Below are 14,870 nucleotides of genomic sequence, written 5' to 3'. Positions count from 1 at the left end.
TTGAGCTCATTCCCACTCGATTGTTCTAAATCTAGTTAGGCCATTGATATAGCTAGGTTTTTTATTCGTTGCCGCGCAAGAAGCCGACCCATGGGCCGTCAAAACGTTACAGTCTTGATTTCAAATGGAAAAATAGCACGAAAATTTTTTGTGCGGTTTTGGCATCTATCGAAGTCGATCGCCTTTCCCGACCCACTTTGGGCAACTCAGGTGGGTTTCACAGCGAACCAAGAAAGTACCGTCACTAACTTTCATAGCACAGCGCGCCACAACGCGACCCGCCGCGGCAGCGTCATCCAAGCGCCATCCCTCTCCGTTTGTAGGTGAACTGGATACCGCTGGCAGTGCAAACTGGACACTCCCGGCAGCATAAACTGGACACCTCAAGACCCACCCGCTCCGAGAGTTGTGTGCGTCAAGTTCTGCAAAATGGCGTGGCATTGCGTTGACGTTGGCGTGTCCGCCGCGCAGCCCCCGTGTTTAGCGGAGCGGCGGACACATGACGGTGCTCAGGCGGCCAAGGCCCTCAGGGGAGAGGGGCCCCGCGTTCCGTGGCACCGGCCCGCAACCTTCAGAATATGATAGCCCGCGGCAACCGGAGAAGGGAATCTGTGCTCTCAAACCAGCATCGACTGCTGGGCGAAGATGCCCGCCATCGCGCCGTGCGATGATGCCGTGGTGACCGAGGCCATGAGGGGGTTGGCGAGGTCGCCGGCGGCGTAGATGCCGGGCATGCTGGTTTCGCGGCGCTCGTCGACCTTGAGGGCGATGCCGAGGGGCGTATCGACCGTGGCGAGGCCCAGTGATTCATGCAGGCTTGCGGACGGCTTGTTGCGCGGATGGGCGAACAGGATGTCGACCGCGACATTGCGGCCGGTATCGAGATTGACGGTGGCGATATGGCCCCCGTGATGGGCGATCTCGGTGATCCGGCCATCGACGACAGGTATGTTGCGGCGCGCCAGATCGGCCCGGATATCGGGTGGAATGTCGTGACCATCGGCGAAGAGCGTCAACGTGTCGGTCCAATCGTGGTACAGCCTGACATAATTGTGCGACTGCGGGCCGGACCAGACGAGGCCCCAATGCTGGCCGGCGGCCTCAAAGCCGTCGCAATAGGGGCAGGGTACGATGGACGTGCCCCAGCTTTCGGCAAAGCCCGGAACATCAGGCATCTGGTCGGCGACGCCATAGCTCAGGATCAGGCGCCGCGCCCCAAGGCTTTCGCCATCGCCAGTGAGGACGGAGAAATCGTCGATGGCGCCGGAGACGCTGTCGGCCCGGGCACTGACCAGCCTGATCGTGGGATAACGCGCCAGCTGCTGCCGCGCCTCGGCCAGGATGTCCAGCGGTGGCTTGTGATCGTGACCGAGCAGGCCATGCGAGTGGCCGGCGAAGCGATTGCGCGGCAGGCCGGTATCGAGAACTGTGACCTTGCGGCGGGCACGGCCGAGCTGCAGGGCGCCGGCGAGACCGGCAAAGCTGCCGCCGATGATGATGACGTCATCCATGGTGATGGGCTCCGTGTTGTTGATGGAGGGGAGTGGGCTGGGCCTGGCGCGAAATATCGTCCAGCGATACGCGCTCGAGACGGGCAGCGAGCAGGGCTTCGGCATCGGCGAGAAAGTCGCCCATCACTGTGTTGGCCGGCCGGACAATGCCGCATTCGATATCGCCGGGCGGCCCGGGGAAACTTGATTTGGAGGACAGGTTGAAATCCACCCGCTAGCTTGCACATTTCGGAAACTACATGGTATCGTAATTCAAGAATTAGGATACTGTCAAGGACTGGAATTGCCGTGACCGAAAACAGCCAGGGCCGGCGCGGCCGGCCCGCCAACGAGGCGCTTGGCCAAACGATACTCGACGCCGCTTGCGAACTCTTTGTGGAATTGGGTTTTCAAGCGACGACATTGGACAAGGTCGCCCAGCGGGCGAAGATATCCAAGCTCAGCATCTATCGGCACTTCGAGAACAAGGAGGCGCTGTACAGCGCGGCCATCGCGGCCGGCTGCCATCAGTTGTTTGCACCACAGGCCCTTCTTGAAGGCGTCGACGGTTCGGTCGACGATCAGCTCATGGCGGTGGGATCATCACTGCTTCGCACGCTGTTGAGATCAGACGTCCGCAGTGTCGAAGCCATGGTCATGGCCGACAAGACGAATCAAAAGTCGTTAAGCAAGCTCCATTACGAAGCCGGCCCCGCCCATGTCATCGCCCAAATCGAGGCCCTGTTGCGCCAGCTGCACGCGAAGGCGGTTCTGAACGTGCCCGATCCTCTCCGGTCCGCCCGCTTGTTTGCCGCGCTTTTCAAAGGATCCGATCTCCTGATTATCGCACGCTTCGATCAGGCGAGAGCAGAAGACGACAACGAAATCGAATCCTATTGCCGGTCGGCCGTCGCCATGTTCATCGCCGCGCACGGTGGCAACGACCACGCGGGCGGATAAGCATTTGATTGCTCCGGGCAGCTTGGCCGGGACCGTATCCAGGCGCTTCGTCATATTGGGCCGGCGCGCGGCCGAGCTTGCACAGATCGCGGCACCTCATCTTTCTCCCAACGATAAAAAGACGCTCGCATCTATCGCGGTCCAAGCTCCCGCCTGGATGCGGTCGACGCTTCTCTCCATCGCAGATCCGGCAGCAGTCGGGACAACATTTGATAGGTGATGCGACGGTGCCATCCGACCATATGCTATCGGGTCCGGAACATCGATCGGTACCGCAGCCAAAGCTGAAACTATGTATGTCGATAACTAAGTACCGTCAGCGCAGAAATGTCATGTTACGGGCAATTTTCGTTATATTTCAAAGCGTTGACGCACAGAAAAGTACCGTCAAATCCCAAAAACGAATGACGGTACTTTTTAGAATGCTCTGTCGGATACGAAAAGTACCGTCAAAAGTACCGTCAGAGTGATCTGCTACAAGCTGCGAGCCGCGCCAGGCGCTCCGATAAAACTTAACGATCGACTTGATAGGTTTGTCAATTCCATTGATAAGGTGCCCTGGCTAGCAGTCTGCCCTGCCCGCAAATCATTGTATTTTCTGCGAAATTCTACGCTAGAGCCGCCTATCATCGCCGTTTCCCTCACTCCCACTCGATTATGCCTGGCGGTTTGCTCGTCACGTCATAGACGACGCGGTTGATGCCGCGCACCTCGTTGATGATGCCGGTGGCGGCTGCGCCCAGGAATGCCATGTCGTGACGGTAGATATCCGCAGTGCTGCCATCTACCGATGGTGATGCGCGTACATACCGATAAGGGCAGCGGTCACGAGCCGCGCTGTCCCCACGGGCATTGCTCTACGTGCGCCCTTCAAGGAAAAGGAGCATTGTGACGGGGCTTAGCTATAGACGCTGTAGCATTGATCTAATGCGATTTATCGCAGCATCGACGCCTTGCCTAGGCAGACTTTCAACCTTGTAAAATGAAAGGAACGTAAGCGAGGCTTGAGGAGCACAGGTATTCAGAATAGCTGTCTTGAGAACACGCCGCATTGGCCGCCTGAGGATCAGCCAATCGACCCACCAAGGTGAGCCCAAAGTTGTTATTGCAACCACCTTCCTTAACTGGTGAAGTCGCGGTTGTATGGCACCAAGATCGGCTGCGTGATCGTATGCAATACCAGGCACCCATACCCTGTCGAACCAGCCCTTCAATATAGCTGGAGGTCCGAACCACCACGTGGGAAAAATCAAGACGATAGTCTCGGCCCAGAGAAGATCCTCAATCTCTTTAGCTACCTCTGTGGTCTCGAATCCGGAATAGTAGCTCGCACGCTCCGCCGGTGTAAGAGCCGGGAAGAAGCCAGATCGATACAGATCAACATGTCGGCACTGGTGCTTCGCATCCACCAGGGTGTCGATAGCTGCGTTCGAAAGCGTTTGGCAAAGGCTTGGATTGAGTGGATGAGCCGTGACAATCAGACATCGCATACTAATATTTTGAATCCTCCCCAATTTGGTTGCGCTGCGCGTCATCATTCGTGCGGCGCGGTGCTCGGGCAAAGCTTCTCATACCAATCATGGGATTTCGAAATAGCTGTACGCGCCACAGTCTTCAAAGAGCAATTGTTTTTCAACGCCGAGAATGGCCCTTCTCGTCGCCTTGAGGGACTAGGGCCACCATGCAAGGACAATCGCCTACATCTGCCGGGGTATTATCGCTTCCGCCACTCTGCTCTCGGCAGCTCGCTAAGACTCCCCCCCATTCCCACTCGATGGTTCATAGCTATGGTAACTCGCTGATTTGGCTATCGCAAATCCTTTGCGCATGACGAAGAACCCTCTTGCGATCCGTCAGAAATTTGCGCTCTTGATTTCAAACACCAATTTCGACGGTCCACGATTTGCTCGTTTTGGCGACTATCGGTATCAATCGGTCGATTTCTTTCTGACGGCCGCCGACCGCTCGAGACAGCGCCATCGGCGACCTGCCAGGCGTCAGTCGCGCGATATGGACAGCCCCGCGAGAAGCGGCGCGTACGCGGCGAGCCTGCGGGATACGAACTCCGTGAAGAGCCGTACGCGCTTCGTCTTGCGTGTCTCCCCCTGTGTGAGAAGCCAGAGCGTTCCGTACATGTGCAGGTCGGTGCCCGGCACCCTCGCCAGCAGGGGGTCGGCATCGCCGACGAAGCAGGGCAGTGTCGTGATCCCGAGCCCTTGCCGTACAGCAACGATCTGCGCCTCGGCGTCCGTGGTCCTGAAGGGAACCGCCGTGGTGCGAACCTCACCCTCGCTGGCCCATTCCGGAATTCCATGAATGCTTATGACGATCCACCGGATGGGATCAGGTGCGCCCGCACGCCACGCGGCTAGTCGATCGCAGGACATATAGACGCCGCCGAACAGCTCCGGTCCCTTCAGGCCGTGAAGATTGAGCGGCAGGGTTTTGCGGTCGTAGACGACGCGGATCGCGACGTCGGCCTCTCGGTTGGTCAGATTTGCCAGCTCGCCGGACGACAAGATTTCCATCTCGATGTCCGGATGCAGACGCTCGAAGTCGGCGAAGTCCGGCATGAGCAGGTGTGTCGCGAGGGGCGGTGCCAGCGTCACCCGCAGAAGCCCGCGCACGCTCTGGTCGCGCCCGAAGACGCGCGTCTCCAGCAGGTGCGACGACACTTCCATCTGGTCCGCGAACTCGAGGACCTCCTCGCCCGCAGTCGTCAGGCGGTAGCCCGAAGGCAGCTTTTCGAACATGTGCACCCCGAGGCGTTCCTCGAGCTGGGCGACACGTCGCAGCACGGTCGAGTGGTTCACGCCGAGGCGCTCGGCGGCGGCCCGCACCGAGCCTCCGCGCGCGACGGCAAGAAAGTAGCGAACGTCATCCCAGTCGATCATGGTGCAATCCGGCACCGCGCGGTGCGCCTTCCAAAGCCCGTATCTAACACATCGAACAGCAGTACGGGCGGTCATCATAGCCTATGTCGACGCGCGCGGCTCAATTCCGAACGGCGGACGCCGATCGTCGCGGCTGGCGTCAGTCGTCCAGCCGGATCGATTTCGCACCACCGATGTGCGCGCTTCCGCACTCAACAACTGACGCCGGCGGACCCATTTCGAGGTTCTCGGGGGTGTCCCCGCACAACCAAAGGCGAAGGCCTGGAAGGATAAGTCATGGGAAAGCTTGAAGGGAAGGTTGCAGTCATCACCGGCGGCGCTACCGGCATCGGCCGCGCCGCAGCAAAGCGCTTCATCGAGGAGGGCGCCTTCGTTTTCATCTTCGGCCGTCGGCAGGAAGCGCTCGACGCCGCTGTGGCCGACCTCGGGCCCAATGCCCGCGCGGTGAAGGGCTCGGTCTCCGATCTGACCGACCTCGACCGACTTTACGCTGCGGTGAAGGCCGAGCGTGGAACCCTCGACATCGTCTTTGCCAATGCCGGGGCGGGAAGCCAGCTTCGGCTCGGCGAGATCACCGCCGAGCACATTGACGAAACCTTCGACACCAATGTGAAGGGTACGATCTTCACGATCCAGAAGGCGCTGCCGCTGATGAGCGAGGGCGGTTCGATAATCCTGACCGGATCGAGCGCTGGCACCACGGGCGCCCCGGGGATGAGCGCCTACAGCGCGAGCAAGGCGGCAGTGCGCAACCTCGCGCGGACCTGGGCGGGGGACCTAAAGGGCACCGGCATCCGGGTAAACGTGCTGTCGCCCGGGGCCACTGCGACCGAGCTAGCGAAGGAAGCGCTAGGCGAGGAGGGCCAGAAGGTCTTCGCCTCGATGACTCCGCTCCAGCGCATGGCCGATCCGGCGGAGATCGGGGCGGCGGCGGCCTTTCTCGCGTCGTCGGACAGCAGCTTCATGACTGCCAGCGAGGTCGCCGTTGACGGCGGTCTTGCGCAACTCTGACGCGCTAACCCAGCGCCGTTGAAGGCCGGGGAAATCAATACCAACACGGATCGGAGAAGATCATGAGCTACGCAATTGTAGGATTCGGTAAGATAGGCCAGGCCCTCGCCCACGCCTTCGCCCGTAAAAACATCGACGTGGCCGTCGCGAGCCGCCGACCGCCCGAGGCGTTGGCGCCGCAGGCTCGGGCGATTGGACCCACGGTAGTCGCCAAGTCGCTGCGGGATGCACTCGAGGCCGACACAATCATCTTGGCAGTCCCGTTCGGGGAGCATCGCGAGGTTGCGAAGGCTCTGCCGAGCTGGGAAGGCAAGACAGTCATCGACGCGATGAACGCGTTTCCAGTGCCTGAAGAGCTGGACGGTCTCCCGTCCTCCGCCTTCGTCGCGAAGGCGTTCACCGGCGCCAAGCTCGTCAAAGGGTTCAATCATCTGGGTGCGGCCACTCTGGCTGCCGATCCGATCGTCCAGGGCGGGCACCGTGTCGTCTTTCTGTCGAGCGACGACGAGGACGCGACCGCTCCCGTGGCGGCCTTGGCCAAACAACTCGGGTTCGCACCCGTCAAGCTGGGAAAGCTCAACGAGGGTGGCGCGCTGGTGCACGCGCGCGGCCGCACTTGGGGCCAGCTCATCTTCCAGGATTTGTTCAAGAAGGAGCAGTAATCGATGTACGACCATGTGACTTGGCCCGAGCGATATGATCCGAAAACGTCGGCCATCTACGCACTCAACGACATTGACGTGAAGGCGCCGCCTGAAGCGGTCTGGAAGCTGCTCGTCGAAGCCGAGAATTGGTCGAGCTACTTTCCCGCCGAGGATCAGGTCAAGATTCTGACGGGGGAGCCGGAACTGGCGCTCGGAACGCGATACAGCCGTGTGACGGTTGGATTTCCGATGAGTCTGGTCGTGACGGAATGCGAGCCCCTTCGCAGGCTCGCATGGGCGACGACAGTTGATGGCGACGAGACCGGCTCAAGCGCATACCATGGCTGGGTCATCACGCCTACGGACCATGGCTGCCATGTGCTGACCGAGGAAACGCAGCAGGGCCCCTTCTTCCTCGATGAACTCGGGCGCAAACATCCCGGCGCACTCTATCGGTATCACCAAGACTGGGTCGAAAGCCTCGCCCACGCAGCGGAGGCGGAAACAGCGAAGACGACAGTGGATTGATTGCGCTTCCTGTTTAATTTTGGAGATGAATGAGATGAATATCGAACTCAAAGGCCGCAAGGCCATTGTTACCGGATCCACCGCCGGTATCGGCCGCGCGACGGCGGAGGGGTTGGCACGTGCCGGTGCATCGGTCGTCGTCAACGGCCGTGGAAACGCTCGGGTCGATGAGGCGGTGCGGCAGATGCGGCAGGCCTTCCCCGGCAGCGACATCTCGGGTATCGCCGCTGATCTTGCGACAGCGGAGGGGGCAAAGGCCTTGATCGCGCATGCGCCTGACGCCGATATCCTTGTGAACAACGTCGGTACAGCACACATCCGGAGCTACAACGGCGTCGAGGATATCGCAAATATCCCCGATGAGGACTGGCTTGACCTCTTCCAGTTGAACGTAATGAGTGGCGTGCGCGCGAGCCGTCATTACCTGCCGCGGATGGTGGCGAAAGGCTGGGGCCGCATCGTGTTCATAAGTAGCGAATCCGCAGTCAACATCCCTAAGGAAATGCTCGACTATGGCATGACCAAGACCGCTCAACTCGCGGTCTCACGCGGGCTTGCCGAGGCGGTCGCGGGCACGGGCGTCACCGTCAACGCCGTCCTGCCGGGACCTACCCGCTCTGAGATCCTGGGCAACTTCATGGCGAAACAGGCTGACGCAAATGGAATCACGCAGCACGAAGCCGAGTAGGGCTTCCTGCAGGCGATGCGTCCGACGAGCCTCATCCACCGCTTCGCGACCACCGATGAGGTGGCCAACATGATCATCTACACATGCTCGGAGCAGGCTTCGGCGACCACCGGCGCGGCTTTGCGGGTGGATGGTGGCGTGGTCCGCTTCGTCGCGTAGCAGGACGACCAAATTGTGCCGTTCGCCAACTCGGGTCCGCTGTCGGCCAAGCTGCTGAAGCATGGCACGCTTAAGCCTACAGGGATCTGGCGCACGGCATGCGCACGGTCCACGCATTGCGGGAGCACTCTGAAACTATGCGAGGCACGAGAACGTATTCAGCTACGGCGCCGTCCCCGCTGTGCTCGGCGGCTGTGTGCTCGTCTCGTTGGTCCCGCCCCGGGGCTTAGACCATGATACAAATCCACGGAACATAATGTCTATTGTCCGAGGAATTGATCGGCGCTCCGATCCCAATCCAAAGCATGTGCTGTGAACGGCGCGGTGGATCGATCCCTTTGAGCATCTCTACACATAATCGAAGGTCTATCGCCGACCTGCAAAACGGCTGCTTGTTCTTGCAGAATCGCCCGCGAACTATCGCCTCCTATCGTTGACCAACAATTTCCGAATATATCCCACAGTACTCCAACCTACTCTACCGCACGCCCCCTCACTCCCACTCGATTGTTCGGACGGACCATAAGCATCTGATTTCGCTCGAAATTTCTCAGTTTAGATGACAATAAGCCGACATGGGGGCTGTCAAAAATCTACGCTGTTGATTTTAAACAGATTTTTCACTGAATATTTTTCGCATGGTTTCGGCATCTATCGAGGTCGATTGCCTCTGAGAGCCGATTTTTAGCGGCTGGGAGCCGCTCCGCTAACAGCGGAAAAGTACCGTCATGTCTCTTATAGCAAGGTTTCGTCGCCCGGGCGAGGCTCGTCCAATCCGCGCCCCAGAGCAAGCCTACACGAGGGCCTGACGCACCGTGTCGCCGTGAAGTCAGGTGGCCGGCAAGCCTGGATCGATGCCGGTCATGGCGATGGAGACGTCCCAGAGCCGCTTCGCAAGCGCGGGATCTTCGGCATGCGGCGCGCGCTTTGCTTCGCCGGCTACACCGCGGATTCCGCCAAGGCCGGTGGGACCGTAATAGCCTCCGGGCTTCACCTTGCCGGTCGCAGCCAAAAGTGCCGGCCACGCGCCCTTGTCGGAGCTATTGAGCAGCAGGCCGACGATTGGGCCTGCGATCTGGACAATCCCCATGTGGCGGCCAAGACTTGTATTGGCGACGCCAGGGTGAACGCCGATGGCTGTGACGGGCGACTTCGGCGCGCGCAGGCGACGATCCAGTTCGAAGAAGAACAGCGCGTTCGCCAATTTGCTGCCGCCGTAGCGATCGGTCTTGATGTAGCTCTTGTCGGCGTTGAGGTCGTCCCAGTCGATCTTGGCCTTCAGATGCGCGATGCTCGAGGTCACGACCACCCGCGATCCCGGCGTCTCCGCCAGTTTGGGCAGGAGCAGCGAGGTGAGCGCGAACACGCCGAGATGATTGACGCCGAACTGCGATTCGAACCCCTGCTTCGTGCGCGTCAGCGGCGGATTCATGATCGCGGCATTGTTGATGAGCGCATCGATCCGTGGCTCCTTCGCCGCGATCTCGGCTGCGGTGCGAACGCTGTCCAGGTCACCGAGGTCGAGCGGCAACCAGACGAGATCGGCATTCGGCGTGATCCGCTTGATCCGCGCGATGGCGTCCTGCGCCCTGGTCTGCTCGCGGCAGCCAAGCAGGACGCGCGCGCCCCTGGCGGCAAGCACCCGCGCGATTTCGAACCCGACGCCGGCGTTGGCGCCTGTGACGATGAAGCTTTTTCCCGTCTGCTTGGGAACATTAGCTTCGGTGAAACCCTTGCAATTCGACATTTTCGATTCTTATCTATGAGTGACTACATACTCATTTATGGGGTAAAACTCAGGCGGCAGACCCCTTCCAGAACAGGTCGAACCCGGCCTGCCGGATGGCGTCACTTTCCTGAGGTTTGGCTGTGACCGCGTTGATGCTGATGTCGGCCAAGTCGAAGAGAATGGTATCGATGTAGAAGGCGATCCTGTCAGGCGCGGCATGGCCGGCGAGACACTCCTCCACCATCGTCCGCGCATCCCGCTGCATGGCGTGACACCGGTTCCGGCTTTCCGCTGTCACGCGATCCGACACCTTCAACTGACGAAGGGCCTTGCGCGCCGTGGCGTGAGCCAGTCCCCAGTCAATCAGACGGTTCCAGACCGCGAATAGTCGGTCTTTGGGGGAGGCGTCCGCCGGATATGGCGCCAGCATCATCTCTACCAAGTCGGCCTCGATCTCGAGAAAGAGCTGGTTGAGCAGATCGTCCTTGGTTGGAAAGTAAGTGAACAGCGTTCCCTCAGACACGCCAGCAGCCTTTGCGATCTTGGCCGTGGACGCGCCTGTGCCCAGGCTGGCGACGAACTTGGCCGCTGCATCGAGCAGTGCCTGTCGCTTTTCTTCACTGAGGGGACGCGCCATATTTCCGTCCAACGACATTGAGTGAGTACATACTCGATTATATAGAGAATGGCATGAGATTGGTCAAGGGATGCAGCCCCGCATCTTTCGCGGTCCATACCGACCAAGCTCGAATGAAGATTGTGTGGGCACACACTATGAGGCTGCGGCTGCCTTTTCAATAAGGGACGCAGTGGGGATCGAGATGTCTGTCGAAAGGGAAATGCATTGGATTCAGGGCCTTGATTGCAGTCCCGGGGCATCATCATGCCTACTTCGATGAGAGCAGGTGATGGCACGCCCAGCCCTGACCAATCCAAAAGCGTGAACGGCACCACAAGCGGACATTATTCGGTATCTATCGAGATGTGTGAGCCGCCTACACTACGACACAGTTTCCCGCAGTATCCGAAACTACGCTCCCGTCACTCCCACTCGATTGTTTTGAGCCATGGTAACGCGTTGACGCGGCAGCACAAACTTTTCTGCACGCCCTAAAGAACCGACCCTGCGATCCGTCAGAAATCTGCGCTCTTGATTTCAAAAGGGAATTTCGGCGATTCGGGATCGGCTCGGTTTCGGCGACTATCGACAACAATCGGTCGATTTTCGACAGCCGCGCCGCAACAAGCCGCGACCCACTGGGGACCAAAAAAAGGACCGTCAAACACGGCCGAGCGGTCCGCACGGTTGCGCCCGGCATTCGCTCGTCGCCGTGGCGTGCCTCACTTGCCGTATGACGCAAGGAACACCCGTACGCCGGCCGCGGCGTGCCGTCGAAGCTTCGCCGGTTTCGGAATCGACTCGTCACCCAACAGCATGGCCCTGTTCAATGGCTCGCCCATAATCAACCAATTGAACTGGGAAGCGGCGACGGCCGGATCATCGATCGCAAGCAGGCCGTGATCAGCCAAACGCTCGAACAACACTGCCATCGCCGCAATTGCGCGCCCGGGTCCGCCATCGAAGAGCGCCTTTGCCAGTTCCGGGAAGCGGCCGACCTCACCGATCACCAGACGGCGTAGCTGCATGACGCGCGGCGTGAGCACGGTGGTAAGCTGTCGGTACGCATAGCGCCGAAGATATTCGGCAATATCTTCGCCCTCGGCGAGTTCGGGCATTTTACTGTGGACCCTATCGCTGGCTCGATTGGTCAAGCTGCTCACGATCTCCACGAACAGCATCTCCTTGTTCGGAAAATTCTTGTAGACGGTCTGTTTCGACACCGCCGCAAGCGCCGCGATCTCGTCCATATTGGTGGCCAGATAGCCCTTTTGCAGAAACACTTCTGTCGCCGCCTCGAGGATGGCCCGGCGCTTTTTCGCCGACCGTCCGTGCGGTTCGAGTTCTTCTGTAGCACCTGCTGAACGCGTCGTGGTCATGCTCCTGGCGTGTCCGCTGCCGATTGACTCACGGGTACTGGACCGTCTAGTTTGATTTGGACCGAGATGCAATGGGGAGAGATCGACAATGCACATCCAGTTCGCGGAGCTTCCGGTGTTCGACCAGGAACGCGCCAAGGCGTTCTACAGCGATCACCTGAACTGCCGCGTCGTCGCCGATCAGCCAATGGGCAATGATGGGTGGCGATGGATCGAACTCGGATTTCCAGGTGCCGAAACCACCCTCCACTTCTTAAGGCGCAAGGACGAAACACCATCTGAGGGGCCCGTCCTCGTGCTGGTTGACAACGAAATCGAAGTCACCGTTCAGAGACTCAAATCGCGAGGCGCCGAGATCATAGCAGAACCGCGCCCCGCGCCATGGCAACCGGGGCGCACGATCGCGGAGTTTCGGGACAGCGAGGGCAATCGCATGATGATCACCAGCAGATGACGCACTCACCTATCATGACCGCAACTTGCTCTTGCGGTGGCGTCGAACTCAAAGCCTTTGGCAGGCCGATCGTGAGCAGTGCCTGCTACTGCGACGACTGCCGGAAGGGAGCTGATCAGATCGAAGCTTTGCCAGGTGCTGGCGCCATACGCGATCCCGATGGCGGCACCGCATACATCCTCTATCGAAAGGACCGCATCGAGTGCTCCAAGGGGGCCGAATTGCTGAGGGGTTACAAGCTTAAGGAAACTTCAGCCACGAATAGGGTCATCGCCATGTGCTGCAATTCAGCGATGTTAATGAACTTCGATAGAGGTCCACATTGGGTCTCGGCATACAGAGCGCGGTTTCACGGAGAACTCCCGCCACTGCAGCTGCGGATTTGCACGAAGTTCAAGTCGGACAGCGATGTCATTCCTGACGACGTGCCGAGCCACCGGGGTTATCCTCTAGGGTTCGTCGTTAAACTTTTGGCATCGCGCGTGGCGATGTTGCTAGGTCGATAAATCGGCCGCCAGCCTGCGCGATAAGACATTCAGATAGGTGCGCAAATCGGATACAGCCTTGCCGCTCAGGGCTCAGGCCTGAATGAATTTCTGTAGGCGATCCGCCACGATCAGCCCTGCCCGGCTGTTCAAGTGCACGCCGTCGGTGTGAAATAGCCAGCCATTTACGCGGGCGACATCATCCGGACGCTGCCGCAGCACCAGTACGCGAAAAGCATCGCGATAGAATGGAAGAAAGTTGAACGCCGTGTAGGCCCGGCCAGGCGAGGCGCAAACTTCCTCGGTGAGCGCCTCATGGAGCGGGACATAGCCGCAGCGTTCCTCGTGCGCGATGGCCGCCACGATCGCAGAATATTCCTTGATCCGCCGGTTGAGCTCGCTCTGGAACGGGTCGTCCGAATCCGGCGCTTCTCCTATCGGAGGGGGCGAGCAAAGGCCGATGTCCGCCGCCGTCTCGCGCTTCAGCCTGCGTGCTATCTCGGCCAGATTCTCGTGGAACCAATCGGGCGAAGGCGTGCGGGGCAGACGCTTCCAAAACGTAAAGAACCGCCGCACTTTGCGTGACACGAGCGTGAGAACATCATTCCCGCCGACCCAGACGATGACCTTGTCGGGACGGCAGGCGAGCACATCCGGCAACCGCTGCAGCGCATTGTAGGCCAAGTCGCCGCCGACGCCAAAATTCCGGAACTCAAATTGCCCGTTGCCCGGCCGCCGGCGGAGCTCCGCCATCCAATCGAATGCCTGGCGCTTGCCCGCCGTGCTGCTCGACCCGAGGCACGCCACGATTTTTCGTTGAGGACGCACCATCGTAACTCCGCCAGGCCAGAAGTGAGAAATCGTCGCCTTATGCTCTTCCCAAAACGGCCGGCCCAGTCATGAGTTTCAGGTCGGATTCCGCGGCGTTTTCCAACATCCATGGACAGGCATAATAATCTTCGATGCGATCGATGACGCGACCGGCGACATGGACACGAACCGGCCACGCGACCTGCCACCGGTCGCCTCGCTGGAAGAGCACGATCAGGACAGGCTCTCCGTCGATCGCCCCCAACTCCATGGTCCACGTCTCCGGGTTTCGCTCGTATTCGACGAAATAGGGAGAACTTCTGACCAGGCCGTCGAAGCAGTCGGCGACCCGCAACCGAGCATCGGCGCTGGTCAGGCTCCGCACGCCATCCCAGTCATGGCGGTTGAAGAGGTCAACATAGCGCTGCAAGAGCCGCGCGGTGTCGGGATCAAGCGGACGGTTCGGTTCACCGGCAGGTTCAGCGGGCAAGTCGGCGAGCTTCGCCCGTCCGCGGGAGAGCGCGGCTTTGACGCCCCCAACCGTCGATTCCACGAGTTCTGCGGTCTCTTCCAGCGAATAGTCGAACACGTCCTTCAAGAGGATGCAGGCGCGCTCCTTGGGCGGCAGGCGGCCAACCAGCCGTTCGATGGCGCGGCGTGCATCGGTCGCTGCCGGCTCTGCAGAGACAACGCCGATGTCGTCCGAATAGCCGTGCTCCGCGCGCTCGCGCACATCGCGTCGCCTCAGAAAGTCGATGCAGCGATTGTGAGCGATGCGAAACAACCAGGGTTTTAGCCGGCGGGGATCATCGAGGGTCTCAATCTTCGTGTAGGCCTCGAACAGCGTCTCCTGCACGAGATCCTCACCGTCGAGGCGTGAGCCCGTCATGCGGGCGCAGTAGCGATGCAGTTGGGCGCGGACGCCTGACACCGTCTCGAGGAAGGCGCGATATCGCGCATCGAACAGGCCGGTCGGTCGCTCGGGCATGTCCTTCAGCTGCCACATCTTGGTTTCAATTT

Annotated in this window: 15 protein-coding genes and 3 pseudogenes; 9 read left to right on the top strand and 9 right to left on the bottom strand. The window is 60.0% G+C overall.

Annotation, left to right across the window (positions count from 1 at the left end; genetic code table 11):
- Positions 1 to 617 precede the first annotated feature (617 nt).
- On the bottom strand, positions 618 to 1,511 hold the full coding sequence (locus NKI41_RS00435) for an NAD(P)/FAD-dependent oxidoreductase (protein WP_352680903.1): 894 nt from the start codon (positions 1,509 to 1,511) through the stop codon (positions 618 to 620).
- Here NKI41_RS00435 and NKI41_RS00430 point away from each other — a divergent pair.
- Together NKI41_RS00430 and NKI41_RS00425 are read left to right on the top strand one after the other, a co-directional pair.
- The gene (locus tag NKI41_RS00430; RefSeq protein ID WP_352542047.1) at positions 1,510 to 1,698 is read left to right on the top strand and encodes a hypothetical protein; all 189 of its coding nucleotides are present in this window, start codon (positions 1,510 to 1,512) and stop codon (positions 1,696 to 1,698) included. The genes NKI41_RS00435 and NKI41_RS00430 overlap by 2 nt on opposite strands.
- Before the next feature lie 101 nt (positions 1,699 to 1,799).
- Positions 1,800 to 2,450: a TetR/AcrR family transcriptional regulator gene (locus NKI41_RS00425; protein ID WP_352680901.1), complete on the top strand. Its 651-nt coding sequence runs from the start codon at positions 1,800 to 1,802 to the stop codon at positions 2,448 to 2,450.
- Positions 2,451 to 3,091: 641 nt separating this feature from the next.
- On the opposite strand, the pseudogene NKI41_RS33265 reads toward NKI41_RS00425, so the two are convergent.
- The 3 genes and pseudogenes from NKI41_RS33265 to NKI41_RS00410 all read right to left on the bottom strand — a co-directional run.
- A pseudogene (locus tag NKI41_RS33265) lies at positions 3,092 to 3,256 on the bottom strand (GMP synthase (glutamine-hydrolyzing)); the annotation flags it as partial.
- 96 nt (positions 3,257 to 3,352) lie between these two features.
- Complete coding sequence (locus NKI41_RS00415; RefSeq protein ID WP_352502216.1) at positions 3,353 to 3,940, bottom strand: NAD(P)H-dependent oxidoreductase; 588 nt, start codon at positions 3,938 to 3,940, stop codon at positions 3,353 to 3,355.
- Positions 3,941 to 4,447: 507 nt separating this feature from the next.
- Entirely contained in the window at positions 4,448 to 5,344 is an 897-nt protein-coding gene (locus NKI41_RS00410; RefSeq protein ID WP_352680899.1) for a LysR family transcriptional regulator, read from the bottom strand.
- Positions 5,345 to 5,620: 276 nt separating this feature from the next.
- Here NKI41_RS00410 and NKI41_RS00405 point away from each other — a divergent pair, with 276 nt between their 5' ends.
- The 5 genes and pseudogenes from NKI41_RS00405 to NKI41_RS00385 all read left to right on the top strand — a co-directional run.
- On the top strand, positions 5,621 to 6,355 hold the full coding sequence (locus tag NKI41_RS00405) for an SDR family NAD(P)-dependent oxidoreductase (protein ID WP_352680897.1): 735 nt from the start codon (positions 5,621 to 5,623) through the stop codon (positions 6,353 to 6,355).
- 62 nt (positions 6,356 to 6,417) lie between these two features.
- Complete coding sequence (locus tag NKI41_RS00400; RefSeq protein WP_352502129.1) at positions 6,418 to 7,017, top strand: NADPH-dependent F420 reductase; 600 nt, start codon at positions 6,418 to 6,420, stop codon at positions 7,015 to 7,017.
- A gap of 3 nt (positions 7,018 to 7,020) precedes the next feature.
- Positions 7,021 to 7,527, top strand: coding sequence for an SRPBCC domain-containing protein (locus tag NKI41_RS00395; protein WP_352450990.1), 507 nt, complete (start codon positions 7,021 to 7,023; stop codon positions 7,525 to 7,527).
- A gap of 34 nt (positions 7,528 to 7,561) precedes the next feature.
- Positions 7,562 to 8,374: pseudogene (locus NKI41_RS00390) on the top strand (SDR family NAD(P)-dependent oxidoreductase).
- 3 nt (positions 8,375 to 8,377) lie between these two features.
- A pseudogene (locus NKI41_RS00385) lies at positions 8,378 to 8,490 on the top strand (alpha/beta fold hydrolase); the annotation flags it as partial.
- Between the two features lie 713 nt (positions 8,491 to 9,203).
- On the opposite strand, the gene NKI41_RS00380 reads toward NKI41_RS00385, so the two are convergent.
- The 3 genes from NKI41_RS00380 to NKI41_RS00370 form a co-directional block, all read right to left on the bottom strand.
- Positions 9,204 to 10,121, bottom strand: a complete 918-nt coding sequence (locus NKI41_RS00380) for an oxidoreductase (RefSeq protein ID WP_352502127.1) — start codon at positions 10,119 to 10,121, stop codon at positions 9,204 to 9,206.
- Positions 10,122 to 10,170: 49 nt separating this feature from the next.
- Positions 10,171 to 10,740: a TetR/AcrR family transcriptional regulator gene (locus tag NKI41_RS00375; protein WP_352680894.1), complete on the bottom strand. Its 570-nt coding sequence runs from the start codon at positions 10,738 to 10,740 to the stop codon at positions 10,171 to 10,173.
- 704 nt (positions 10,741 to 11,444) lie between these two features.
- Positions 11,445 to 12,101, bottom strand: coding sequence for a TetR/AcrR family transcriptional regulator (locus NKI41_RS00370; protein WP_352680892.1), 657 nt, complete (start codon positions 12,099 to 12,101; stop codon positions 11,445 to 11,447).
- Positions 12,102 to 12,189: 88 nt separating this feature from the next.
- Here NKI41_RS00370 and NKI41_RS00365 point away from each other — a divergent pair, with 88 nt between their 5' ends.
- Positions 12,190 to 12,555 carry a VOC family protein gene (locus NKI41_RS00365; protein ID WP_352680890.1) on the top strand — a complete coding sequence of 122 codons (366 nt, stop codon included), beginning with the start codon at positions 12,190 to 12,192 and terminating at the stop codon, positions 12,553 to 12,555.
- Entirely contained in the window at positions 12,483 to 13,061 is a 579-nt protein-coding gene (locus NKI41_RS33260) for a GFA family protein (protein ID WP_502893840.1), read from the top strand. The genes NKI41_RS00365 and NKI41_RS33260 overlap by 73 nt, the downstream gene beginning before the upstream one ends.
- Positions 13,062 to 13,133: 72 nt before the next feature.
- On the opposite strand, the gene NKI41_RS00360 is transcribed toward NKI41_RS33260, so the two are convergent.
- Together NKI41_RS00360 and NKI41_RS00355 are read right to left on the bottom strand one after the other, a co-directional pair.
- The gene (locus NKI41_RS00360; protein WP_352680888.1) at positions 13,134 to 13,871 is read right to left on the bottom strand and encodes an SGNH/GDSL hydrolase family protein; all 738 of its coding nucleotides are present in this window, start codon (positions 13,869 to 13,871) and stop codon (positions 13,134 to 13,136) included.
- Positions 13,872 to 13,908: 37 nt separating this feature from the next.
- Positions 13,909 to 14,838, bottom strand: a complete 930-nt coding sequence (locus NKI41_RS00355) for an RNA polymerase sigma factor (RefSeq protein WP_352681202.1) — start codon at positions 14,836 to 14,838, stop codon at positions 13,909 to 13,911.
- Positions 14,839 to 14,870: the final 32 nt, after the last annotated feature.

This window comes from Mesorhizobium sp. M0601 (genome assembly GCF_040320845.1).
Classification (GTDB): Bacteria; Pseudomonadota; Alphaproteobacteria; order Rhizobiales; family Rhizobiaceae; genus Mesorhizobium.
This window is presented reverse-complemented; position numbering and strand designations above follow the sequence as displayed.